This is a genomic window from Paenibacillus sp. B01 (assembly GCF_009649995.1).
GTDB lineage: Bacteria > Bacillota > Bacilli > Paenibacillales > Paenibacillaceae > Paenibacillus_O > Paenibacillus_O pasadenensis.
In genome coordinates this window covers 1,314,417-1,337,617 of the sequence record NZ_CP045802.1, presented here as the reverse complement: position 1 = coordinate 1,337,617, position 23,201 = coordinate 1,314,417, and the positions used below count along the sequence as shown (strand labels likewise).

Annotated in this window: 17 protein-coding genes; 7 read left to right on the top strand and 10 right to left on the bottom strand. The window is 65.7% G+C overall.

From position 1 onward, the window contains the following. The first annotated feature begins 3 nt into the window (after positions 1-3). The gene (locus tag GE073_RS05840; protein ID WP_153783013.1) at positions 4-1,314 is read left to right on the top strand and encodes a BaiN/RdsA family NAD(P)/FAD-dependent oxidoreductase; all 1,311 of its coding nucleotides are present in this window, start codon (positions 4-6) and stop codon (positions 1,312-1,314) included. A gap of 85 nt (positions 1,315-1,399) precedes the next feature. Here GE073_RS05840 and GE073_RS05835 read toward each other — a convergent pair whose 3' ends face one another. The 3 genes from GE073_RS05835 to xylA all read right to left on the bottom strand — a co-directional run bounded on the left by GE073_RS05835 (position 1,400) and on the right by xylA (position 5,533). Continuing rightward, on the bottom strand, positions 1,400-1,807 hold the full coding sequence (locus tag GE073_RS05835; protein WP_052333016.1) for a hypothetical protein: 408 nt from the start codon (positions 1,805-1,807) through the stop codon (positions 1,400-1,402). A gap of 905 nt (positions 1,808-2,712) precedes the next feature. Next, positions 2,713-4,227: a xylulokinase gene (gene xylB, locus GE073_RS05830; protein ID WP_153783012.1), complete on the bottom strand. Its 1,515-nt coding sequence runs from the start codon at positions 4,225-4,227 to the stop codon at positions 2,713-2,715. Then, positions 4,220-5,533, bottom strand: coding sequence for a xylose isomerase (xylA, locus tag GE073_RS05825; protein WP_153783011.1), 1,314 nt, complete (start codon positions 5,531-5,533; stop codon positions 4,220-4,222). Before xylA ends, xylB begins: the two co-directional genes overlap by 8 nt. A gap of 195 nt (positions 5,534-5,728) precedes the next feature. Between xylA and GE073_RS05820 the strand changes: the two genes are divergently transcribed. Next, the gene (locus GE073_RS05820) at positions 5,729-6,898 is read left to right on the top strand and encodes an ROK family transcriptional regulator (RefSeq protein WP_153783010.1); all 1,170 of its coding nucleotides are present in this window, start codon (positions 5,729-5,731) and stop codon (positions 6,896-6,898) included. Between the two features lie 123 nt (positions 6,899-7,021). Here the strand turns inward: GE073_RS05820 and GE073_RS05815 are convergent, their stop codons facing one another. Further along, positions 7,022-8,380 carry a sodium-dependent transporter gene (locus GE073_RS05815; protein ID WP_043111003.1) on the bottom strand — a complete coding sequence of 453 codons (1,359 nt, stop codon included), beginning with the start codon at positions 8,378-8,380 and terminating at the stop codon, positions 7,022-7,024. Positions 8,381-8,553: 173 nt separating this feature from the next. On the opposite strand from GE073_RS05815, the gene GE073_RS05810 reads away from it, so the two are divergent. Next, the gene (locus tag GE073_RS05810; RefSeq protein WP_153783009.1) at positions 8,554-10,143 is read left to right on the top strand and encodes a catalase; all 1,590 of its coding nucleotides are present in this window, start codon (positions 8,554-8,556) and stop codon (positions 10,141-10,143) included. Positions 10,144-10,771: 628 nt separating this feature from the next. Here GE073_RS05810 and GE073_RS05805 read toward each other — a convergent pair. The 3 genes from GE073_RS05805 to GE073_RS05795 all read right to left on the bottom strand — a co-directional run bounded on the left by GE073_RS05805 (position 10,772) and on the right by GE073_RS05795 (position 15,913). Further along, on the bottom strand, positions 10,772-12,331 hold the full coding sequence (locus GE073_RS05805) for a methyl-accepting chemotaxis protein (RefSeq protein WP_028597872.1): 1,560 nt from the start codon (positions 12,329-12,331) through the stop codon (positions 10,772-10,774). Positions 12,332-12,507: 176 nt separating this feature from the next. Further along, entirely contained in the window at positions 12,508-13,284 is a 777-nt protein-coding gene (locus GE073_RS05800; protein WP_153783008.1) for a ThuA domain-containing protein, read from the bottom strand. A gap of 409 nt (positions 13,285-13,693) precedes the next feature. Further along, a complete protein-coding gene (locus GE073_RS05795; protein ID WP_153783007.1) occupies positions 13,694-15,913 on the bottom strand; it encodes an alpha-galactosidase in 2,220 nt (739 codons plus the stop codon). Positions 15,914-16,165: 252 nt separating this feature from the next. On the opposite strand from GE073_RS05795, the gene GE073_RS05790 reads away from it, so the two are divergent. Then, the gene (locus GE073_RS05790) at positions 16,166-16,783 is read left to right on the top strand and encodes an NUDIX hydrolase (protein ID WP_153783006.1); all 618 of its coding nucleotides are present in this window, start codon (positions 16,166-16,168) and stop codon (positions 16,781-16,783) included. A gap of 174 nt (positions 16,784-16,957) precedes the next feature. Next, positions 16,958-18,187 (top strand): MFS transporter, encoded by a 1,230-nt coding sequence (locus tag GE073_RS05785; protein WP_153783005.1) that lies wholly within the window; start codon positions 16,958-16,960, stop codon positions 18,185-18,187. A 121-nt stretch (positions 18,188-18,308) separates the two neighbouring features. Here GE073_RS05785 and GE073_RS05780 read toward each other — a convergent pair whose 3' ends face one another. After that, positions 18,309-19,544: an MFS transporter gene (locus GE073_RS05780; protein WP_028597867.1), complete on the bottom strand. Its 1,236-nt coding sequence runs from the start codon at positions 19,542-19,544 to the stop codon at positions 18,309-18,311. A 39-nt stretch (positions 19,545-19,583) separates the two neighbouring features. After that, the gene (locus GE073_RS05775) at positions 19,584-20,657 is read right to left on the bottom strand and encodes a lactonase family protein (RefSeq protein WP_194843286.1); all 1,074 of its coding nucleotides are present in this window, start codon (positions 20,655-20,657) and stop codon (positions 19,584-19,586) included. Between the two features lie 264 nt (positions 20,658-20,921). Here GE073_RS05775 and GE073_RS05770 point away from each other — a divergent pair, with 264 nt between their 5' ends. Together GE073_RS05770 and GE073_RS05765 are read left to right on the top strand one after the other, a co-directional pair. After that, positions 20,922-21,425: an SH3 domain-containing protein gene (locus tag GE073_RS05770; protein ID WP_153783003.1), complete on the top strand. Its 504-nt coding sequence runs from the start codon at positions 20,922-20,924 to the stop codon at positions 21,423-21,425. Next, positions 21,422-22,111 carry an AIM24 family protein gene (locus GE073_RS05765; RefSeq protein ID WP_153783002.1) on the top strand — a complete coding sequence of 230 codons (690 nt, stop codon included), beginning with the start codon at positions 21,422-21,424 and terminating at the stop codon, positions 22,109-22,111. The genes GE073_RS05770 and GE073_RS05765 overlap by 4 nt, the downstream gene beginning before the upstream one ends. A gap of 62 nt (positions 22,112-22,173) precedes the next feature. Here the strand turns inward: GE073_RS05765 and GE073_RS05760 are convergent, their stop codons facing one another. Next, complete coding sequence (locus GE073_RS05760; RefSeq protein WP_052333014.1) at positions 22,174-23,082, bottom strand: AraC family transcriptional regulator; 909 nt, start codon at positions 23,080-23,082, stop codon at positions 22,174-22,176. Positions 23,083-23,201 lie beyond the last annotated feature (119 nt).

Below are 23,201 nucleotides of genomic sequence, written 5' to 3'. Positions count from 1 at the left end.
AGAATGGCAAGCAAGGATAGATTCGACGTCATCATCATCGGAGGAGGGCCGTCCGGCCTGATGGCCGCCGCGGCCGCAGGCCGCGAGGGAGCGCGCGTGCTGCTGCTCGACAAGGGCAGCAAGCTCGGACGCAAGCTGGCCATATCCGGCGGCGGACGCTGCAACGTCACCAACAACAAGGAGCCGCAAGAGCTGATCCGGTACATCCCGGGCAACGGCAAGTTCCTGCACAGCGCGCTGTCGGAGTTCGGCAGCCGCGAGATCATCGGCTTTTTCGAGGCGCTCGGCATCCGGCTCAAGGAAGAGGACCGCGGGCGCATGTTTCCCGTGTCGGACAAGGCCAAGACCGTCGTCGACGCGCTCGTCGCCTCCGTGCGATCGAGCGGCGTCGAGACGCGATTGAACGAAAAGGCCGCCGGACTGCTCATCGCGGGCGGACGCATCCGCGGCGTCCGGCTGAGCGACGGACAGGAGCTGCGCTCCGCGGCGGTCGTCGTGGCGACCGGCGGCAAGTCGGTGCCCCACACCGGCTCGACCGGAGACGCCTACCCTTGGGCGGAGGCCGCTGGCCATTCGGTGACGGAGCTGTATCCGACCGAGGTGCCGCTGACGTCGGCCGAGCCTTTCATCCGCGATCGCCGGCTGCAGGGGCTGTCGCTCCGCGGCGTCGTCCTGACGGTGTGGAGCGCCAAGGACAAGCGCCTCACCGAGCAGGAGGGCGACATGATCTTCACCCACTTCGGCCTGTCCGGCCCGGCCGCGCTGCGATGCAGCCAATTCGTCGTCAAGGAGCGCAAAAAAAGCGGCGCTCCGGAAGTCCGGATCACCGCCGACCTGTTCCCCGACCGCTCGGCGGACGAGCTGTACGGCGAGCTGCTGGCGCTCGCCGCGGCCGAGCCGCGCAAGGCGTTCAAGAACGTGCTGCCGCCGCTCATGCAGGAGCGGATGGCGGAGTTTTCGCTGGAGCGCTCCGGGATCGACCCGGCCGTCACGTACGACAACCTGAACCGCTCGCTGCTGCAGGACTACGCGCGGCTGCTCAAAGCGCTGCCCATCCTCGTGAACGGCACGCTGTCCATCGAGGAAGCGTTCGTCACGGGCGGCGGCGTCAACCTGAAGGAGATCCATCCGAAAACGATGGGCTCCAAGCTCGTGCACGGCCTTTATTTCTGCGGGGAGGTGCTGGACCTGCACGGCTTCACCGGAGGCTACAACATCACGTCTGCGTTCACGACCGGCCGCCATGCCGGCCTGAGCGCCGCCCTCCAGGCGTTGGAGGACCGCGCCGAGGCGCAGCGGAGCCGATCGGAATGATTCCGCTCCGCTAAAAAACGAACGGGTCGAGCGGCGCAGATGCGCCCTCGACCCGTTTTTGCTAGCGGCGATGGCTTACTCCGCTTCAGCCGTGCACGTCGCCCGAGAAATAGCTGAGCGAGCCTTCCTGCTCCGGGAAGGCCGACTCTCCCTCGGTCGCTTCGTCGCGGTTGCGCAGATCGCTTCCGTCCGAGGCGCCGGTCGAGATGCCGGTCGAAGCGCCGTCATAGCCGAAGCCCTCCTCCCAAGCGACAAGATCCTCGTTGACGAGATGGGCCGGGATCGGAATGACGTCCTGCTCCTGCACGTCCAGCTCGCCCCCGTGGGCGAAAGCGATCTCCAGCGCCGACGTCAGGTCGCTGCCCCGCAGCGACAGCCCGACCTCCTGCGCGCCTTGCGCAGCGGCGTCATACCCGAGCTCCAGCAGCGTAGCGGCCGCGACGGAGGCGGACTCCGCATCGTGGAATCGGAACAGCAAGCGGCGGTCAGTCATGGCTTTAGTCTCCTCTGCTCGAAGCGGAATCGAACCGGCTTTTGGCCGTTCTTCCATACGGTAACCATCCCCGCGCCAGTTTATGAGCGGCTGAATGGTGGAGCGGCTGAATGGTGGAGCGGCGGAACGATGGAACCGGCAGGTCAGAAGAGCGGCAAATCGAGGGGCAGCGGATCGGAGGAGCGGCGGAACAGCGTAGCGCCGAGGATGCTGGGTGCTGTTTCGCCGCCGCCGACATCGAGCGCCTGACCTGTCGGTGCGGCAGAAGGCTAAGGCAGAGACATGCCCCGGTGGTGGATGGCTGGAGAACTAACGATACTGCGCGACGCTATCCGGCCAAAACCGAGCATTTTGAAAATGTAACGATACTCACGAGCGCTATGGACGCAAAATGAGGCGTATTGGCTCCTTCACTGAGTAAATAGCGTTTCTCCGTATCGTTAGCCGCAGGAAAGCACGATTATAGGCAAAATAGCGCTCCTCTGTATCGTTAGCCTATCCCGGTCCGGAACCGCACGCCGGTGCAGCCTTCCCCGGACGCCGACTTGCCGAACGAGCGGCAATTTCGGTCCTCGATCCGCCCGCTGACCGCCCATTCGCCGAACGAGGAGTAATCTCGATCATCGGCCCGCCCGCTGACCGTCCGTTCGCCGAATGAGGAGCAATTTCGAACATCGATCCGCTGCCGACCGCCCCCCCCCTGACATCAAAAAAGCGGGAAGAAGACGGAGGGTTTCCGTCTTCTTCCCGCTTGTTCATTCATCCAAATCGACCGAGGCAGCAGCACGCCGCTGCGCCAGCATACGACGCTCCGCCGGCCAACTGCGGCCATCGCGCAGCTCCGCCGGCCAGCCCCGGCCAGCCCGCAGATCCACCAGCCGCGGCCAGCCGCCGCCGACAACGATCTAGCCCTGCGCCAGTCCCTCGCGGAACCGGCCGAGGCCGGCGCTGAGCGAGCGCGTCGCCTCGTACACCTGCCGGTACAGCGGATAAAGCTCGCGGTACGCGGCCGCCGCCTCCGGCTGCGGCTCGTACGTGCGGCCGCGCCGCACGAAGGCCGCCGCGCAGGACGCCAGGTCCGGGAACCAGCCGCAGCCGGCCGCAGCCAGCATCGCCGCCCCGAGGCCGGGGCCTTGCTCGTTCTCGAGCGCCGTCACCGGCAGGCCGAACAGATCCGCCTGGATCTGCAGCCAGTCGGGATTTTTCGCGCCGCCGCCGATCGAGACGATCGAGCGGATGTCGCGTCCCGCCTCGCGGTAGATCGTCAGCGTGTCGTTCAGCGAGAACGTGATGCCCTCCATGACGGCCCGCGCCAGATGCTCGCGGCGATGGCCGCCGTCGAGCCCGATGAAGCTGCCGCGGATGTCGGCGTCCGCATACGGCGTGCGCTCGCCCGCCAGATACGGCGCGAACAGCAGCCCGCCGGAGCCGGGCGGCAGATCGCCCGTCCCGGCAAGCAGCTCGGCGTAGTCCAGGCCGCCCATGAGCCGCTTGAACCAGCTCATCGAGTAGCCGGCGCCAAGCGTGACGCCCATCGAGTAGAACGCGCCCGGCGCGCCGTGGTTGAAGAAATGGACGCGGCCGCCATAATCGCGGTCCTGCTCGCCCTCGTAGGAGAGCAGCACACCCGAGGTGCCGATGCTGCACAGCGCCTCGCCCTCCTGCAGGATGCCGGCGCCGATCGCGCCGCAGGCATTGTCCGCCCCGCCGGCAAATACGCGCAGCGGACCGGCGAGGCCCGTGCGCTCCGCCAGCTCCGGCAGCAGCGTGCCGGTCTGAGCGGTCGACTCGACGAGCGGCGGGCATAGCTCCGCGCCGAGCTCCAGCGCGGCGAGCACTTCCTGGCTCCAGCGCCGGTTCGGCACGTCGAGCAGCAGCGTGCCGGCAGCGTCGGACAGATCCATATGCAGCTCGCCGGTCAGGCGCAGCCGCACGTAGTCCTTGGGCAGGACGAAGACGCGCCCCTGAGCGAACGTCTCCGGCTCATGCTTGCGCACCCACAGCAGCTTCGGCAGCGTGAAGCCCTCCAGCGCCGGATTGCGGGTGATGTCGAGCAGCCGCGTTCCGAGCGCGCGCTCGATCTCGCGGCACTCGGCCGTCGTGCGCGTGTCGTTCCAGAGAATCGCCGGACGCAGCGGCTGCAGCTCGTCGCCGAGCAGCACGAGCCCGTGCATCTGCCCGGAAAAGCTGATCCCCTCGACCGTCCAGCCCTGCGGCAGGCCGGGAGCGGCGGACAGCTCGCCGAGAGCGGACAGCGTCGCCTCGACCCAATCCTCCGGACGCTGCTCGCTCCAGCCCGGTCGCGGGCTCGAGAGCGGATACTCGCGCGAGGCCTCGGCGGCGATGCGGCCGTCCTTGCCGACCAGCAGCGTCTTGACCGCGCTCGTGCCGAGGTCGATGCCGATGACGAACTCAGACACGGTAGATCACTTCGTTGAGCTTCGCCTTGATCTGCTCCAGGCGTCCCGAGCGGTTGTTCATCGGGTTGTTCTGCAGCGCGTACTGCTCCAGCGAGGCGAGCGTCGCCTTGCCGCTGACGATGTCGGCGCCGATGCCTTGCTTGAACGTGGCGTAGCGCTCCTCGACGATGCCGTCGATGACGCGGTCCTCGATCAGCTTGGCGGCCGCCTTCAGGCCCCAAGCGAAGCTGTCCATGCCGGCGATATGCGCAAGGAACAGATCTTCCAGCTCGTAGGAGCCGCGGCGCACCTTGGCGTCGAAGTTGACGCCGCCGCGCCCGAGGCCGCCGGCCTTGAGCACCTCGTACATCGTCAGCGTCGTCGCATACAGGTCGGTCGGGAACTCGTCGGTATCCCAGCCGAGCAGCAGGTCGCCCTGGTTGGCGTCCAGCGAGCCGAGCGCGCCGTTGATCGCGGCGACGCGGATCTCATGCTCGAACGTATGGCCGGCGAGCGTCGCATGGTTCGCTTCCAGGTTCAGCTTGAAGTGGTCCTGCAGGCCGTATTTTTGCAGGAATGCCAGCGTCGTCGCGGCATCGAAGTCGTACTGGTGCTTGGACGGCTCCTTCGGCTTCGGCTCGATCAGGAACTGCGCGTCGAAGCCGATCTCGCGGGCATAGTCGATCGCCATCTTGTACAGGCGGGCCAGGTTGTCGAGCTCGAAGCCCATGTCGGTGTTCAGCAGCGTCTCGTAGCCCTCGCGGCCGCCCCAGAACACGTAGTTCTCGGCGCCGAGCTCCTTGCCGACCTCAAGCCCCTTCTTGACCTGGGCGGCGGCGTAGGCGAACACGTCCGCGCTCGGTGCGGTTCCGGCTCCGTGCGTGAAGCGCGGGTTCGAGAACATGTTGGCCGTATTCCACAGCAGGCGGCGGCCGCTCGTCTTCATGCCGTCCTTGAGCAGGGCGACGATCTCGTCGAGATTGCGGTTCGTTTCCTGCAGCGTGTCGCCTTCCGGAGCGATGTCGCGGTCATGGAAGCAGAAGAACGGCAGATCGAGCTTCTCGAGGAACTCGAAGTTCGCCTCGACGCGGGCCTTGGCCAGATCCATGCCGCTGAAGCGGTCCCACGGACGCACCGCCGTGCCCTTGCCGAACGGGTCGGAGCCGTCGGCCGTGAACGTATGCCAGTAAGCGGCGGCGAAGCGCAGATGCTCCTCCATCGTCTTGCCGAGCACGACCTGCTTCGGATCGTAGTGGCGGAACGCGAGCGGATTGTCGGTGTCGCGGCCCTCGAACTGAATGCGGTTGATGCCGTTGAAGTAAGCCATGAATGATAGCCTCCCTAAAGTGAGTGGATAGAATGTAAACGCTGTTACACTGAGTTCTATCCGTAGAGTACCATCCCATAACTTCGTTTGTCTACTAAACAAACCAAGTTTTTTATGTTATGCTTTCGAGGACATGGTATCGTAGTGTGCAGAACGAAAAGCGGCTGCAGCCGCTTCGACCCGAAGGAGACCGCAATGAAATCAACGACGACCGGCGATCCCGCCCTCATCCGCCGCATCAATACCGGCATCGCGCTCGACGCCGTGCTGAAGGGCGAGCCGCTCTCGCGCGCCGCGATCTCGGCCGGCACCGGCCTCAACAAGGCGACCGTATCGTCGCTCGTGCAGGACCTGCTCGACCGCGGCTTGCTGACCGAGACGGGCCAAGGCGCCTCAAGCGGCGGCCGCAAGCCCGTCATGCTGGAGTTCCGCGCCTCGGCCGGCTGCGCGATCGGCATCGACGTCGGCGCCACCTATCTGATGGGCGTGCGCGCCGACCTGCGCGGCGAAGTGCTGGCCGAGCTGCGGCGGCCGATGGAGGCCGCCGGCGGCCGCAGCGTCATGGAGCAGCTGATCGGCTTCATCGAGGAGCTGCTGCCGAAGCAGCCTCCGCAGCCCTACGGCGTCGTCGGCATCGGCATCGGCCTGCCGGGCATCGTCGACGGCGCCGGCTCGCTGCTGCTCGCGCCGCATATGGACTGGGAGCCGACTGAGGTCGCGCGCCGGCTGGAGGAGCGGTTCGGCGTGCCGGTGCATGCCGACAACGAGGCCAACTTCGGCGCCCAAGGCGAGCGCATCTTCGGAGCCGCCGCCGGCATCCGCCATCTCGTCTATGTGAGCGCGGGCATGGGCATCGGCACCGGCCTCGTGCTGGACGGCCAGCTGTACCGCGGCGCGTCCGGCTTCTCCGGCGAGCTCGGGCATCTGTCCATCCAATTCGACGGTCCCGCCTGCCGCTGCGGCAACCGCGGCTGCTGGGAGCGCTTCGCCTCCGAGCAGGCGGCGCTCGAGGCCGCCGCCGCGATCGGCTGCGGCAGCCTCGAGGAGCTCGCGCAGCTCGCCGAGCAGGGACATCCCGAGGCGCTGCGCATCTGGGACGAGATCGGCTCGTACCTCGGCATCGGCATCGCCACGATCATCAACGTGTTCAATCCCGAGGCCGTGCTCATCGGCAGCCGCCTCAGCATGGCGGCCCGCTGGCTGGAGCCGGCCGTGCAGCGCGAGGTGCAGGCGCGCGCGCTGCCGTTCCACCGCCGCCAGGCGCGGGTCCGCTTCGCCGAGCTCGGCGACGGCTCGGCCGTGCGCGGCGCGGCCTGGCAAGCCGCGGAAGGCTTCCTCGCCCGCGTCAAGGCCGGCGAGGCGTAAACGCGCTCCCCGAGCGGCGGCACCGCCCGCGGCGCCTCTTCGCTCCGCAGCCGAAAATAAAGCGGCTTCGCCGCCTGTCCGGACCGGACAGGAGCGAAGCCGCTTTTTGGCATTTGAACCGGCTCAGACCGGCTTGACGAAGATCGAATACAGGAGCACCGCCAGGATGAGCAGCGGCGCGACATAACGCAGGCAGAACATCCAGGCCCGGTACCAGAAGCCGGTCAGGCCGGCCTCTTCGCCGGCACGCTTCCACGCGTAGCCGGTGAACAGCGTCACGGCGAGGCCGCCGAGCGGCATGAGCACATAGGCGGTCGTGAAGTCGAACCAGTCGAAGATCGACTTGCCGAAGGGCGTCCAGCCGCTGAGCGGACCGGCGACGGACAGCCCGGCGGGAACGCCGAGCAGGAAGCTGACCGCGGCGATGATCGCCGCCGCCTTGCGGCGCGACCATTTCCAATAGTGCATCGCATAGGCGACCGGCACCTCGAGGATCGAGACGGCCGAGGTGAGCGCCGCGATCGCCAGCAGAAGGAAGAACAGGCCGCCGAACAACGAGCCGAGCGGCATCTGCGAGAACGAGGCGGGCAGCGCCATGAAAGCCAGGCCCACGCCTTTCTGCGGCTCGATGCCGTAGGAGAAGATCGTCGGGAAGATGATCAGGCCCGCGATCAGCGCGTAGCCGAGGTCGCCGACGCCGATCGCGACGGTCGCCTTGCCGAGCGACTGCTCCTTTTGCACGTAGGAGCCGTAGGTGAGCATGCAGCCCATGCCGAGCGACAGCGAGAAGAACGCATGGCCGAGCGCGATCAGCGCCGACTCGCCGGTCAGCACGGAGAAGTCGGGCTTCAGGAAGAAGTCGACGCCCTCCGCCGCTCCCGGCAGCGTCAGCGCGCGGACCATCAGCACGAGCAGGATGATCAGGAAGCCGGGGATGAGGATCTTGTTGAACTTCTCGATCCCGCCCGAGATGCCCTTGCCAACGATGATGCCGCAGACGATCATGACGACGAGCTGCCAGAACACAGGCCAGCCGCCTGCCGCGAAGTCGATGAAGTGCTGGTCGAAGTTCGTGCCCTTGCCGAGCGAGCCGATGACGGAGTCGACCGTGTACTGGAGCGTCCAGCCAGCGACGACGCCATAGTAGGAGATGATCAGGAACGCCGTCACGACGGACATGAAGCCGAACCATTTCCACTGCTTGTTGCCGGTCAGGTTGTAAAAGGAGCTGGCGGCGTTGCCGCGTCCGCCCCGGCCGATCGTCATCTCGGCGAGCAGCACCGGCAGCCCGACGAGGATCAGGCAGACGATGAACAGCAGGAAAAACGCCGCTCCTCCGTACAAGCCCGTAATATACGGGAATTTCCACATGTTTCCGAGCCCGACCGAGCTGCCGATCGCCGCCAGGATGAAGCCGGACGACGTGAAGCGCTCGGCTTTTTTGCTTTGTCCCAAAGCGGTTTCCTTTGGTTGTTTGTCCATCATGATGTCCTCCGACCGTTCGCTAAGTAAAATACAAAATACAGAATACAAATTTATCGAAAAACGCATGGCATGTCCACACCAAATCGAGCCAGCCGCCATTTTGATCCCGCTCGCATAAATTAACCTTTCTTTGCCAAAATAAACCGGGAGCAAACAGGCAAAGAAAGGATGTGGGCCATTTGGACCCGAACAAGCAGGGCAGCGAAGCCGATCGGACGCTGACGAACCGGCAGGGCCACCCGATTACGGACAACCAGAACATCCGCACGGTCGGAGACCGCGGTCCGTCGACCTTGGAGAACTACCATTTCATCGAAAAGATCTCGCATTTCGACCGCGAGCGCGTGCCGGAGCGCGTCGTGCATGCGCGCGGAGCAGGCGCCTACGGCGTCTTCGAGGCCTACGGCACGGTCGGCAGCGAGCCGGTCTCCAAGTACACGCGGGCCAAGCTGTTCCAGGAAAAAGGCAAGCAGACGCCGGTATTCGTCCGCTTCTCCACGGTCGTGCACGGCGGACATTCGCCGGAGACGCTGCGCGATCCGCGCGGCTTTGCCGTCAAGTTCTACACCGAGGACGGCAACTGGGATCTCGTCGGCAACAACCTCAAGATCTTTTTCATCCGCGACCCGCTCAAGTTCCCCGACATGGTGCATTCGTTCAAGCCCGATCCGGTGACGAACCTGAACGATCCGGAGCGCATGTTCGACTTCCTCTCCAACTCGCCGGAAGCGACGCATATGGTGACGTTCCTGTTCTCCCCCTGGGGCATCCCGGCCAACTACCGGCAGATGCAGGGCTCGGGCGTGAATACGTACAAGTGGGTCAACCAGGATGGCGTCGGCTATCTCGTGAAGTACCACTGGGAGCCGCTGAAGCAGGGGATCAAAAACCTGACGCAGGACGAGGCCGAGGCGATCCAGGCGAAAAATACGAGCCATGCGACGCAGGACCTGTACGAGGCGATCGACCGCGGCGACTATCCGGAGTGGGAGCTGAACGTGCAGATTCTCGAGGACGGCGAGCATCCCGAGCTCGACTTCGATCCGCTCGACCCGACGAAGCTGTGGCCGCAGGAAAAGTTCCCGTTCCTGCCGGTCGGCAAGATGACGCTGAACCGCAATCCGGAAAACTACTTCGCCGAGGTTGAGCAGGCGGCGTTCGGCACCGGCGTGCTCGTCGACGGCCTGGACTTCTCCGACGACAAGCTGCTGCAGGGCCGCACCTTCTCCTACTCGGACACGCAGCGCTACCGCGTCGGCACGAACTACCTGCAGCTGCCGATCAACGCGCCGAAGGCTCCGGTCGCCACGAACCAGCGCGACGGCCAAATGGAATACAAAGTCGACCTCGCGCCCGGGCAGAACCCGCATGTCAACTACGAGCCGTCCAGCCTGGGCGGGCTGACGGAAGCCCGTCCATCCGGCGCCGAGCACGAGCCGGCGTACGATGCGAGGCTCGTGCGCGAGAAGATCGGACGGACGAACGATTTCGGCCAGGCGGGGGATACGTATCGCAAGTTCGAGCCGTGGGAGCGGGACGAGCTGGTCAAAAACCTCGTCGATGCGCTCAAGATGTGCCGTCCGGTCGTCCGCGACAAGATGATCGGCTACTTCAAGGAAGCCGACGCCGACTACGGCAAGCGCGTCGCCGAGGCGCTCGCCCGCGCCGAAGCGGCGGCGCCGGAGCATCTCGGCAACGAGTCGATGCGCCAGGGCCAGGAGCTGGCCGACCGTTTCGGCCACCGCACCGACGGCTATTGATTGTTTGGCCGGGGAGCCGGGAGAGCCGCAGATTCCCATCCCGATCGCAAAAAAGGTCCGGTTCCCGGCCGGCGGGCCGGATCCAAGGCACATTTCTGCCTTGGTTGGTCCGGTTCCCGGCCGGCGGGCCGGATCCAAGGCACATTTCTGCCTTGGTTGGCCCGGTTCCCGGCCGGCGGGCCGAATCCAAGGCACATTTCTGCCTTGGATGGCCCGGTTCCCGGCCGGCGGGCCGGATCCAAGGCACATTTCTGCCTTGGTTGGTCCGGTTCCCGGCCGGCGGGCCGGATCCAAGGCATATTTCTGCCTTGGTTGGTCCGGTTCCCGGCCGGCGGGCCGGATCCAAGGCACATTCCTGCCTTGGATGGTCCGGCTCCCGGCCGGCGGGCCGGATCCAAGGCACATTTGGACCTTGGATGGTCCGCGCCGGCCGATTGGATGCACAAAAAATCTTCCTCTTTGGCCGATGACGGGGTGATGCCTGCATCTTGCCAGAGGAAGATTTTTTTGTGTTTAACCCATTTATAAAGAGGGTGTCCCTAAGCCAAGGCTTTCGGGACACCCTCTGTCGCGTTCATGGAATCGACGCTGCCGGCTCGACATGCCCGGCAGCGGACGGCACCAGGCGTCAGCCTGCTGCCGACAGCTGGCGAAGCGCCGCCTCGGACTCTTCGATCCTCGACTGCAGCTGCGTGTTTTGGCGGACGAGCGTCTCGACCGTAGCCAGCAGCTCCTCGAGCGTCGCCGACGACTGCTGCACGACCGCGGCGAAGTCGCTCACCCGCTCCTCGACATCTCCGCTCGAGGCGCTGACCGCGTCCATCTCCACGCCGATCCGCGCCGCATCCGACTGCAGCGACTCGACGGACTGGCGGATGCCGTCGAACGCGGCGCTGGTCGCCTCCACATGGCCGAGGCTCTCCTCCATGCGCAGCACGTTCTCGCGCATCGCCTCGCGAGACTGCTCCGTACGGACGGCGGCCTCCTCGAGGCTGCCGGTCATCCGGTCGGCCGTATCGCCGGCCGTCATCGCCAGCTTGCGGATCTCGGCCGCCACGACGCCGAAGCCCGCTCCATGCTCGCCGGCGCGCGCCGCCTCGATGCTGGCGTTGAGCGACAGCAGGTTCGTTTGGCGGGCGATGTCCTGGATCGAGGCCGTGAACGGCAGGATGCCCCGGATCGTCTCGTTCAGCCCGTCGAACCTCTCCTGCAGCTCCTCCATGCTTGCCCGGAACTCGCCGATCGTGCGGCTAAGCTCGCCGACGATGCGCGCGCCCTCGGCGGACGAGCCGCCCGTCACCTCGATCTGGCCGACCATCGAGCCGAGCGTGCCCATCATCCGCTCCATCTGGTGCATCGACTCGCTCACCCGCGAGGAGATCTCTCCCATCGTCTCGGCCTGGGTCGTGACGCCGGACGTCAGCTCCTGGAACGCGGTGTTCATTTCCTGGAAGGAGGCGTCGTTCTCGCGGCCGTTCTCGCGGATGCGGCCCATGCTGTCCGACAACGTCTTGACCGTCTCAAGCGTCATCCGCTCGCGCTCCTGCTCCTTGAGCAGCTGCTGCTGGGCCGCTTCCTGGAGGCCGAGCGCGCGCCGGAAGATCGAGCGGCCGATCTCCGACTGGGCGATCATCGTGACCGCCGCCAGCACGAAGTAGAACAGGAAGTAGACCAGATGGGACTCGCCAGCCGAATCAGCCGCGGGGAAAGCCAGATATTTGTACAAAATGATGAATATCCCGCTCAGCGTGCCGTAGGCGAGCGACAGCCGGCTGTTGTACATGATGCCGATGGCCATCAGGTAGAAGGCGCTCAGCGCGTTCAGCGGATCGTCGGGACTGTCCTGGATGCCCGTCGCCGCCAAGTAGCCGACCAGCATGAGCACGGCGATCGGGATCGCCCTCTCCAGCACGCGCAGCGCATGCGCCCCCCAGAGCAGCGCCATGCCGACGGCCGTAGGCAGCAGCATCTTGAGGGTGAACTCCAAGGTCGAGCTGAAGGCGATCATCATTGCGCCCAGCAGCAGGACGTTCGAGCTGACGATGGCCAGCACCGTCTGGTTTCGCTTGCGCAGCTCCAGGTAGGCGTGGTCGGCCTCGCCGGCCGCTTGCCCCGCTCCTCGCTGGAACAGCTTGCCGATTAAGGGAGACTGGTTTTGACGGTTGATGCCGGATGGTGTTGAAGCCATGATGAGCCCTCGCTTTTGTCGATAGTCGATTGCACTTTCGTGCAGTAGTATAGGTATCGACACCGAACTTTCTTATCGTGATAGAGAAATCGAAGGGCGCTGAAAAAAAATTAGCTCCAGCGGCTGGAGAAGCCGCTGGAGCTATGTTTGCGAACTTCGCGGACGATTCCGGCGAATCAGATCCGCCCAGCCGCCCACAGCGAGCTGCGGCGGATCAGCCGCTGCAGCTGCGGATGCCGCAGCGAGTCGGAGCTATGGCCCGGCATGATGGATACGACGCGGCCCCGGCCGACCCGATGCGCCCAGGCGGCAGGACGGCGCACTCCGCCCAGCACGTACTCGAGGATGACCTCGCGGTCCATCGACGGCCGGAACGAGTACCGGTACGGCTCGTCGGTCAGCTCGAACGGCTCGAGGTCCTGGACGGCCGGATGCACCCCCGCCTTGCCGACGACCGGATCGAAGCTGAGCAAGCGCCCTTCCGGATGCTCCTCGCAGCGCGCGCCCGCGAGATGCTCCAACAGCGGATGAGAGGCGAGCGAAATTCCGCAATGGAGCAGCACGAGCCCGCCCCCGCGCTCGACGAACCGGGCGAGGCCGGCTGCCTGCCGATCGGACAGCGGCCGCTCCCAACGGTCGCTGCAGGCGACGATCAGCGACTGGTCGGCCGGCATGTCGTCTTCGAGCAGGCCATAGCTGTCGCTCGCCTGCATGTCGAAGTCTTCGCCGAGCAGCCGGCAAAGCGCCTCCTGCAGCGACGCCAGCGGATGGCTCTCCGCCTCGCGGTCGCCGAGCAGCAGTCCTCCCGAGCCCGCCAGCGACCGAGCCGCCGGCCTCGCCGGCTCGAACGGCAGCGCCTCCCGCGTCATTCGATCCGCGACGAGCCCCGCCAGAGCTCCGGCCTCCGCATCCGGCACATGAGCCGAGCCTCCTCTTCCCACTTGGATGACCATTTCCGATTCCCCTCCCGAACGATTGGTTTCGACTCGTTTCGCCGTCTGTCAGTATCAATCGACATTAGGCATAACAAAAATCGACAAATCAATAACTGTTCTGGATTATAATTCCACGTCCATCCTCTGTTTCCTTCCGTCGCCGCATCCAAAAACAAACCGACAGCCGCGGGGCAGGCAGCGGTTGAAGGCTGCTTGCCCGGCATGCTGCCGGTTCGGAGAAGTCCGCTCCTCCGCGCCATGTATACGGGTCATTACCCGAAGCGCGGAGCGGTGAAACGGGAAGGTCGGAATAGGTGTCGGGGGAGTCGGGGGCTCGGGTGGCAGGAGCCTGGACTCTGAGAGACGAGACGCCGGGAGCTTGGGCGTCGGAAGCCGCGAGGCCGGAGTCGGGACCCCGGAGCCGGCCCTAGGCGCGCAGCCGCCAGACGAGGCTTTGGAAGTCGCCCGGGCGGTCCGCAAGCGCGAGGCCGGCATGCATCAGGACATCGCCGCCGACGCGGAAGGACTCGCCTGCGCCGGGGCTGGCCAGGTCGATCTCGACCGCCTCGTACTCGAGCGCAGGGTCGAGCCCGCGCAGCTTCAGCCAGCCGATCGGCGGGTTAGGCTGGGCCAGCACGCGGAAATGGAACGCGATCGCTTCGCGGCGGTCCGGCGAGACGATCATCCAGGCGGCGTCCTCTCCTTCGAAAGGACTCAGCAGGCGGTACAGATCGCCGAACTGCACCAGGCTCCGGATATCCTTGTAGAAGGCGACCTGGGCCGCCGCGAGCGCGGCTTCTTCCTCGCTGAACTTGGTCAGGTCCAGCTCATAGCCGAAATTGCCGCTCATCGCCACGTCTCCGCGCATCTTGAGGCTCGTCACGCGGCCGACCTGGTGGTTCGGCACGGCGGAAATATGAGCGCCCATCGAGCTGATCGGGTAGACGACGCTCGTGCCGTACTGGATGCGCAAGCGGCTGACGGCATCGGTATTGTCGCTCGTCCACGTCTGCGGCATGTAGTAGAGCATGCCGGGATCGAAGCGGCCGCCGCCGCCGGAGCAGCTTTCGAACAGCACATGCGGGAACTTGGCCGTAATCCGGTCCAGCACGCGGTACAGGCCGAGCATGTAGCGATGCGCCGTCTCGCGCTGACGCTCCGGCGGCAGCGCGGCGGAGCCGATCTCCGTCATGTTGCGGTTCATGTCCCATTTGACGTAGGTGATCGGCGCGCTTGCCAGCACGCTCTCGATCTGCTCGGCGATCGCATCGGCGACTTCCTCGCGGGAGAAGTCGAGGATCAGCTGCCGGCGTCCTTCGCTGCGGCGGCGGCCCGGAACATGCAGGCACCAGTCCGGATGCTGGCGGTACAGGTCGCTGTCGGGCGAGACCATCTCCGGCTCGAACCACAGGCCGAACTGCAGCCCTTCCGCGCGCACGCGCTCCGCGAGATCTCCGAGCCCTTCCGGCAGCTTGTTCAGGTCGACCTTCCAATCGCCGAGCGAGCTGTCGTCCCGGTCGCGCCGGCCGAACCAGCCGTCGTCGAGGACGAACAGCTCGATGCCGAGCTTGCCGCCCTCGCGGGCGATCGCGGCGATCTTGTCGGCCGTGAAGTTGAAATACGTCGCCTCCCAGTTGTTGACGAGCACCGGACGCTCGCGGTCCCGGAACTCGCCCCGGCACAGGCGGGAGCGGTACAGCCGATGATATGTCCGCGACATGCCGCCAAGTCCTTCGGCGGAGTAGACGAGCACGCATTCCGGCGCCTGGAACTCCGCTCCCGGCTCGAGCCGCCAGGAGAAGCCGTCCGGATGGATGCCGATCTGAGCGCGCGACATGCCGTACTGCTCCGTCTCGACGCGGCCGAGGAAGCTGCCGCTGTAGACGAGGCTGAAGCCGTACGCGTCGCCCTGCTCCTCGTCGGCCCGACGGCCGAGCAGCGCGAAGAACGGATTGTGGTTGTGGCTGCTCGAGCCCCGGCGGCTGCCGATCGACTGGGTGCCCGGCTGCAGCGGAGAGCGGCTGATGCCCCGCTCCATCGCCCAGCGTCCGTCCAGATGCAGGAAGTCGTAGTCCGACGTCTTGAAGTCGACGCTGGCGCTCAGCGCCGCCTCCAGCTCCAGCGGCTCGCTGCCGCCGTTCGCGAAGCGGACCGACCTGGCGACCGCGGCATGCTCCGCGAACACGGTGTAGGAAAGGATGACGGCGAGCCCGCTGTACGCATCGCGCAGCGTCAGCTCGAGCGTGAGCGCCTCGTCCTCCGACTCGGCGTAAACGGCCGGCAGTCCCGCCAGCGCGGGCTTGCCGCCGAGGATGCGGTGGCTCTCGTAGACGGCTTCCGTCACCGAGGTGCCGTCGGCGAGACGCGCCTCATAGGCCGGCGCGCGGAAGTCGCCCGCGCCATGCGCCGGGTATTCCTGCGGCAGCGTATCGAGCGTCAGCTCGGGGCGCGCCTGCAGCAAGGTCGGGGAGAACGAGGGACGTTCCCGGAACGCCGTTCCGAGCTGCGGGGACGCTGCTGCGAGCCTCGGCCCCCAGTAGACATGAGCGGGATAGCTGCCTTCTATGAGTTCAACGACGTAGCTGACCGCGCCTCCCTGCAGATGGAACAAACGGCGGTCGGCGTCGTAATGGATCGCGGCCTTCATCGGACATCTTCCTTCCTCGATAAATTCCGGGCAAGTCCATCTTCGGTCAAAAGAGAAGAGCTGCCCTCATCCTTTTCATTATCGGTCTTTCCGAGTTGCTTCGTCCATGAGCAAAACGCTTTCGCATATGGACATTTGTCGTTTCGTACGCCGGATCGTCGGACGAGGCAGGAATTGTCCTCCGCGGCTGGAATAAACCGAGAGACGAGGGCCCGGCGATGCGCCGGTCCGTGAAAAAGGAGGCGGCCGCTAATGGAGCCGAAATGGCTGTCCTGGGCGAGAGAGATGCAGGCGATCGCGCAAACCGGCCTTGCCTATGGCAAGGATGTCTACGATGTGGAGCGCTTCGAGCAGCTGCGGGCGCTGAGCGTAAGGATTATGAGCGAGCATACCGGCGCGGGCGAGGCGGACATCGAACTGAGCTTCGCCTCCGAGGAGGGGCACGCGACGCCGAAGGTCGACGTGCGCGGCGTCGTGTTCCGGGAAGGCAAGCTGCTGCTCGTCCGCGAGAAGTCCGACGGCCGCTGGTGCCTGCCGGGCGGCTGGGCCGAGATCGGCCTGTCCCCGAAGGAGAACGTCGTCAAGGAAATCCGCGAGGAGAGCGGCTTCGAGACGCGGGCGGTCCGCCTGCTCGCCGTGCTGGACCGGCTCAAGCAGGACCATCCTCCGGATGCCCGCCATATCTATAAGCTGTTCATTCTTTGCGAAATTATCGGCGGCGAGGCGGGCGGAGGCGTGGAGACGAGCGAGGCCGCCTTTTTCGGCGAGAGCGAGCTTCCTCCGCTGTCGCTCGGACGCAATACGCCCGTCCAGCTCGCGCTCATGTTCGACTTCCTGCGCAACCCTCAAAAGCCGGCGCTCCTCGATTAGATGAGCCCGGCTTTTAGTCTGACCGCCGCCGCGAAAAAGCAAGCGCTTGCTTTTTTCGCGGCGGCCGATCGGGCCTTTTCAGCGCATCGGAATCTGCTATACTGTCGGAAGCTGATATCAAAAAGCAAGCTTCATCCGGCTTCCACACTCATCCAGAAAGAAGGACGCACATCCATGCAACATGTCCAGTCAGCCGATGCTTCGCTGCCTCGCGGCGGCAAGGAACGGTTCCCGCTCTCCCTCTACTCCCTCACGGCCGGGGCCTTCGCCATCGGCATGACGGAATTCGTCATCATGGGCCTGCTGCCCGAAGTCGCGGCCGATCTCGGCGTCAGCGTGCCGAAGGCGGGCAACCTGATTACGGGCTACGCGCTCGGCGTCGGCATTGGCGCGCCGGTGCTGGCGCTCGCCACGGCACGATTTCCCAAAAAGCTGCTGCTCTCGCTGCTCATGGTGCTCTTCATCGCCGGCAACGCCGCCGCAGCGCTCGCTCCTACCTACGGCATCCTGCTGGCGGCCCGCATCTTCACCTCGCTGGCGCACGGCACGTTTTTCGGCATCGGAGCGGTCTACGCCTCCAGCCTCGTCTCCGCCCAGCGCAAGGCCGGAGCGGTCTCGGTCATGATGGCCGGACTGACGATCGCCAACGTCCTCGGAGTGCCGTTCGGCACGTTCATCGGCCAGGAGCTCGGCTGGCGGATGTCCTTCGTCGCCGTCGCGGTCATGGGCGTCGTCACGCTGATCGGCCTGGTCGTGCTGATTCCTTCCGTCAAGCAGGAAGAAGATACAAGCCCGGCCCGCCAAATCCGCGCGCTGCTGCAGCCAAAGCTCGGACTGGCGCTGCTCACCGGCGCGATGGGCTGCTGCAGCCTGTTCGCGCTGTTCAGCTACATCAAGCCGCTGCTCACTGACGTGACGGGCATGTCCGAGGGCATCGTCCCGTGGGTGCTCGTGCTGTTCGGCTGCGGCGTGACGCTCGGCAACATGATCGGCGGCAAGCTGGCGGACCGCGCGCTCATGCCGACCGTCATCGGCTCGTTCCTGGCGCAAGCGCTGCTGCTCGCCCTGCTCGGCCTCGTCGACACGACGCCTGCGGCGACGCTCGCCGTCGTCTTCCTATGGGGCGCGGCTTCGTTCGCCTCGATGCCGGGCTTGCAGGTGCGCATCATGACGCTCGCCAAGGACGCGCCGGCGCTCGCCTCCACGTCCAACCACGCCGTGCTGAACTTCGGCAACGCCTTCGGCGCCTTTTTCGGCGGCTGGATCGTCGTCCGCTTCGAGCTCTCCTCCGGCGCCTACGACTACAGCGTGCTCCCGTGGACGGCAGCCGCGTTCTCGCTGCTCGGCCTCCTGCTCGCCTGCGCGATGCTGGCCTGGGATCGCCGCGGCAAGGCCTTCTCTTAAGCTAGAACCCAAACGGCCACGCCCCCCACTCCTCAGCCGTTCAGCGGCAAAACGCAAAAGGACGAAGCAGAACCGATCGGTTCCGCTTCGTCCTTTGTTTTGCGTCTGGCCGAAGCTTGGCTCAGCCCGCTTTCTGCGGCTTGCCGCCGCCGGGCATGAACACCGCGAGCACGCCGGCAAGCGGCAGCACGCTGGTCCAAAACATCATGCTCTGCAAGCCGTACAGGTCGCCCAGCCGGCCGAGCACGACGGCGCCGAGCGCGCCCATGCCGAAGGCGAGTCCCGTGATCAGGCCCGAAGCCATGCCGACGCGTCCCGGCAGAAGCTCCTGCGCATACACGACGCTGACGGAAAAGCCGGACTGCAGCACGAGGCCGAGCAGCGCGGCGAACGGATACATCGCGATCAGCGGCAGATGCGGCAGCAGCAGCGCGAACGGGGCCGCTCCGAGCAGCGACAGCAGCATCATGCGCTTCGCTCCGATTTTATCCGAGACGATCCCGCCGAAAAAGGTGCCGACGACGCCGAAGATCATGAACAGGAACACCGGCACCTGCGCCGCCTGCTTGGTGAGGCCGTAGTCGTGGATGAGGTAGAATTGATAAAACGTGCCGATCGCCGCCCCGTACCACGAGCGCGCGAAAACGAGCGTAATGAGCAGCGCCAGCGCCAGCGCGACGAGCTTTTTCCGCTTGCGCGCGTCAGCCGACAGCTCGCCGCGCGGCACGGCGGCTTTCTTGACCGGCTTGCCGTGCTCCGCCAGCTGGCGGCTGTACCACGGCACGACCTTGAGCAGGACGAGGATGCCCGCCACGGCGAGCAGCGTGCCCCAGATCGCGCCTTGCTGGCCGAGCGGGATGAAGATCAAAATCGTCATGAGCGGCGCGAGCGACTGGCCGAAGTTGCCGCCGACCTGGTAGATCGACTGGGCGAAGCCGCGGCGGCTGCCGGCCGCGAAGTAGACGACCCGCGAGCCCTCCGGGTGGAACACGGCCGAGCCGAGCCCGACGAACAGGATGAAGAACACGAGCCACCCGAAGCTCGGCGCGTAGGCCAGCCCGGCGATGCCGATCATGCTCATGATCATGCCTCCGACGAGCAGCCAAGGGGACGGCCGGCGGTCCGAGAACAGGCCGACGACGGGCTGCATGACCGAGGAGGTCATCTGCAGCGTGAAGGTCAGCCACCCGATCTGGGTGTAGCTGATGTGCAGCGTATCCTGGAAGATCGGGAACAGCGCGGGGATGACCGACTGCATCGAGTCGTTGAGCATATGGACCACGCTGATGGCGATGAGGATCGCATAGACGGTTCCGGTGCGCGCCGCGCCGATCCGGGCCGTTTGCGAAGCGGACATGGACAGGACTTCCTTTCGGTTGAACTTGAAAATGAATGGCTACAGGAAACGGATGCAGACCGGAGAGGGCAGGCTCAGAACGGAATCCGTCCCTTGCAGCAGGCCCGTCTGCGGATCGCGGCGCAGCACGTTCACGCTGCCGCTGTTCTGATTGGCGGCAAGCAGCCAGCCCCCGTCCGGCGAAAGCGCGAAGTTCCGCGGGTAGCTGCCGCCGGTCGATTCATGCTGGATCAGCCGCAGCGTGCCGTCCGCCGCATCCGCCTCGAACACGGCGATGCTGTCATGGCCGCGGTTGGACACGTACAGGAAGCGGCCGTCCGCCGACAGATGGATGTCGGCCGCCCAGCTTTCCCCGGCGAAGCCTTCCGGCAGGGCGGACAGGCGCTGCACCGGCTCCAGCGAGCCGTCCTCGCCGAGCCTCGCGACGGTCACATGGGAGTCCAGCTCGCCGATGATGTACATGTAGGGTGAGCCTTCGCGAGCCGCCGCATGGCGCGGTCCGGAGCCCGGCTCGACGCGCAGCGCCGATGTCCGCAGCAGCGAGCGTCCGTCGACCGAGCGCCGGTGGATGTAGACCGTATCCGTGCCCAGATCGGCGACATAAACGAACGGCGTGCCCGGAATCGGTCCGATGCTGTGCGCATGGGCCTTGTTCTGGCGGCTCGTCATCGGGCCGAGCTCGCCCGGATTCTCGATGACGGCCGATGCCGGCTCCTCCAGCCGCCCGGCTGACGAGAGCGGGAACACAGCCGCGTTGCCGCCGCTGTAGTTGGCCGCATAGAGCGAGGCTCCCTCCGGAGAGACGCTGACATAGCAAGGATGCTCGCCGTGCGTCAGCTGGCTGCCGAGCGCCTCGAGCTCGCCGGTGGCGCCGTCGATCGCGAGCTCATGCACGGAGCCGCCCGGCTTGCCGCGCGTCTTGCCGACCTCGCTGCAGGCGTACAGGATGCTTCCATTCGGATGCGCCGCCAGAAAGGAGGCCTGCTCGACGCCGGCCAGCCGCTGGAATACAGCCAGCCTGCCGCTCTCTTCGTCGAGCCGGCAGCCGTAGATGGTCGGCTCCGCCGCCTCTCCATAGGCGCCGATATAAAAGATGCCGCTGTTGTTAGCCAAACGAGTCGCCTCTTTTCCCCCGTCCCGGGGTCTATTTTTTGTGACCATACCATAATCTACCCATTCCTACAATTCGTCCAGCGACCGTTTTCGGAGGCCAGGGCCGGGCTTCCCCCCGCATCCGCGGCCAAGCTCGCCCGCAGCGCGCGCGTCTCTGCCGCAGGCGACCATTCGACTTGCTGCGCCAATCTCTTACAGAAAGGGTACACAATTGATATACTTGTAGAGCAGGTATTTCCCGGGGAATAGGAGGGGAGGCGAAGCATGAGGAATCGTGTCGACATCATCCGGACATGCCGCCGCGCGGCGCTGACGGCGGCCGCGGCCGCCATCGTCGTCCTGGCCGCGCCGCTGCCGCAGGCGCACGCCGGCATCTGGAGCAACATCAAGGAGATCTACGACACTCCGGCCAAGGTCGAGGAGCTGCAGAAGCAGTATAGCGAATCGGTCGCGCGCCTGGAGGAGCAGCAGCGGAAGCTGCAGGAGGACTACTCGCGGAAGCAAGCCGAGCTCGAGCAGCGCCAGCAGGAGCTGATGCGGCAGAACGAAGCCTACCAGGAGCAGAACGGGCAGCTGCAGGAGCGGAATGCCGCGCTCGAGGCGGAGCTCCATCAGGCCGCGGAGCGAAGCGCCGCCATCAAGAGAGGCATCGCCTGGACCGTGCTCGTCCTCTCCTCGGCGTTTCTCGGCTACATCGCGGCCGTCCGCATCTGGCGCTACCGGGCTTATCGCGCGCAGAGCCGCAGCGGCGGAGGGGCCGCTTCATGAAGACGACCGCGCCGCCTCCCCAAGGCTATGTGCGGGTCGAGCTGGAGGCCGGCGAAGCGCTGCATGTGCTGCATCCAAATGCGATCCTCGCGTATCGGGGAGCGGGGCGCGGCCGCGAGGACCGCATCATGGACGCGGGCGGCATCTACCGCAAGCGCAAATGGATCCGCTCCCTGCTGCGCGGGCCAAGCGAGCTGCTGCTCGGCCTGCCTCCCGGATTCGGCCTGGAGACGGTCGCCATCCCGGCCGGCAGCGATCTGCTGTTCGACTTCCGGCATGTGATGTTCTACAGCGACGGCATGGCGCTGAAGCCGCGCATCCAGAAGCTCAAGACCGCCTGGATCACGAAGGAGCTGACCCGCATGCGCTTCAGCGGTCCCGGCTCCATCGGCATCCTGACCGCAGGCGGCCTCGCCCGAATCGATCTCGACGAGGAGCAGCCGCTGTTCATCGACGCCTCCGCGCTTGTCGCCTTTCCCGAGTCCGCGAGCATCCGGCTCTCCGTCTACGGCAATCCGCTGGCCTCTCAGCACATGAACGTGCAGTGGGAGCTGCGCGGGACCGGCTCCGCGCTCATCCAGACCGGCTCGTTCGACCGCGCGCTGCCCGAGCTGCTGGACAAAGGCGGCTTCATCCGCCGCACGCTGCGCGAGCTGCTGCCGTTCGGCGGCGTCTACATCAAATAACGAGAAAAACCCCCGTACGGGGGTTTTTCCTTTTCAACACCTCGTCCGCATCCTCCCCGGCTCTAGCGGGCCAGCGGATCCAAGTCTGCCGGCGCCTCCGCCGCGCCGCGGCTTCTCGCCTCCGACGGAGCGTAGCCCCGGTAGCGCCGGAAGATGCGGCTGAAGTAGCTCAAGTCGTTGTAGCCGGCGGCCATCGCGATTTCGGCGATCGTCTTTTCGCTGCTGCGCAGCAGATACTCGGACTTGTTGATGCGGATCCGGTTCACGTAGTCCGTCACCGTCCGTCCCGTCAGCTGGCGGAACAGCCGGCTGAAATGATAGCGGCTGAGCGAAGCTCTGGCAGCCAGCTCCTCCACTGTGATGTCTTCTGTATAGTGCGTCTCGATATAGTCGAAGATCGGCTCGAACCGCGCGAGATTGCGCAGCCGGGCCGACGACTCCTGCTCGCTCAGGCGCAGCTCCACATAGCCGCGCAGCAGCAGCGTCAGCATGGCGTACAGCTGCGACTTGACCGACAGCTCGAAGCCGGGCTGGCGCTCGCGGAACTCCTCCGCCAGCCGGTCCAGAATCGCGGCCAGGCCCGCGTCGCCGCTGATCCGGTTGCAGAACAGGATGCGGTTCTGCGCCATCGGCGTAATGTACTTCGTCTCCGCGGCGTCCGGGGACTGGCTCTGCAGCAGCGCAAGATCGGCGATGAGGATGTCGTACTCCACCGCATCCGAGCTCAGCAGTCCCATATGGATGTCGTTGCTGTTGAACACCATCACATCGCCGGGGCCGGCGTCGAACGGCACATGGTTGACCTCCACCCGCGCGTGCCCGGAGAGGAAATGCAGCACCTCGATATGGTTGTGCCAATGGGCCGGAAACAAGGTCGCTCCCTTCCCGGCCGCCTTCATCTTGCCGAGCTTGACCGGAAAGCGGGGATCCGGCATGCTCATCGGCTCCAACAGGGACAGCGGACGTTCCATATTCTTCAACCGGCTCCTTCCCGTTGCTCCCGCGCCGCCGCACATTTGTCCAAATAGTCCGCATGATCGCCCATGCCGAACCGCCGCGCGCGCCGCTATACTTTCCGTATATCAAGGTT

Excerpts from the sequence above, each read along its gene's own strand:
- GE073_RS05840 (WP_153783013.1), top strand. The coding sequence starts at position 4 with ATGGCAAGCAAGGATAGATTCGACGTCATCATCATCGGAGGAGGGCCG.
- GE073_RS05835 (WP_052333016.1), bottom strand. The coding sequence starts at position 1,807 with ATGACTGACCGCCGCTTGCTGTTCCGATTCCACGATGCGGAGTCCGCC.
- xylA (WP_153783011.1), bottom strand. The coding sequence starts at position 5,533 with ATGGCTTACTTCAACGGCATCAACCGCATTCAGTTCGAGGGCCGCGAC.
- GE073_RS05820 (WP_153783010.1), top strand. The coding sequence starts at position 5,729 with ATGAAATCAACGACGACCGGCGATCCCGCCCTCATCCGCCGCATCAAT.
- GE073_RS05815 (WP_043111003.1), bottom strand. The coding sequence starts at position 8,380 with ATGGACAAACAACCAAAGGAAACCGCTTTGGGACAAAGCAAAAAAGCC.
- GE073_RS05805 (WP_028597872.1), bottom strand. The coding sequence starts at position 12,331 with ATGGCTTCAACACCATCCGGCATCAACCGTCAAAACCAGTCTCCCTTA.
- GE073_RS05800 (WP_153783008.1), bottom strand. The coding sequence starts at position 13,284 with ATGGTCATCCAAGTGGGAAGAGGAGGCTCGGCTCATGTGCCGGATGCG.
- GE073_RS05795 (WP_153783007.1), bottom strand. The coding sequence starts at position 15,913 with ATGAAGGCCGCGATCCATTACGACGCCGACCGCCGTTTGTTCCATCTG.
- GE073_RS05790 (WP_153783006.1), top strand. The coding sequence starts at position 16,166 with ATGGAGCCGAAATGGCTGTCCTGGGCGAGAGAGATGCAGGCGATCGCG.
- GE073_RS05785 (WP_153783005.1), top strand. The coding sequence starts at position 16,958 with ATGCAACATGTCCAGTCAGCCGATGCTTCGCTGCCTCGCGGCGGCAAG.
- GE073_RS05780 (WP_028597867.1), bottom strand. The coding sequence starts at position 19,544 with ATGTCCGCTTCGCAAACGGCCCGGATCGGCGCGGCGCGCACCGGAACC.
- GE073_RS05770 (WP_153783003.1), top strand. The coding sequence starts at position 20,922 with ATGAGGAATCGTGTCGACATCATCCGGACATGCCGCCGCGCGGCGCTG.
- GE073_RS05765 (WP_153783002.1), top strand. The coding sequence starts at position 21,422 with ATGAAGACGACCGCGCCGCCTCCCCAAGGCTATGTGCGGGTCGAGCTG.
- GE073_RS05760 (WP_052333014.1), bottom strand. The coding sequence starts at position 23,082 with ATGGAACGTCCGCTGTCCCTGTTGGAGCCGATGAGCATGCCGGATCCC.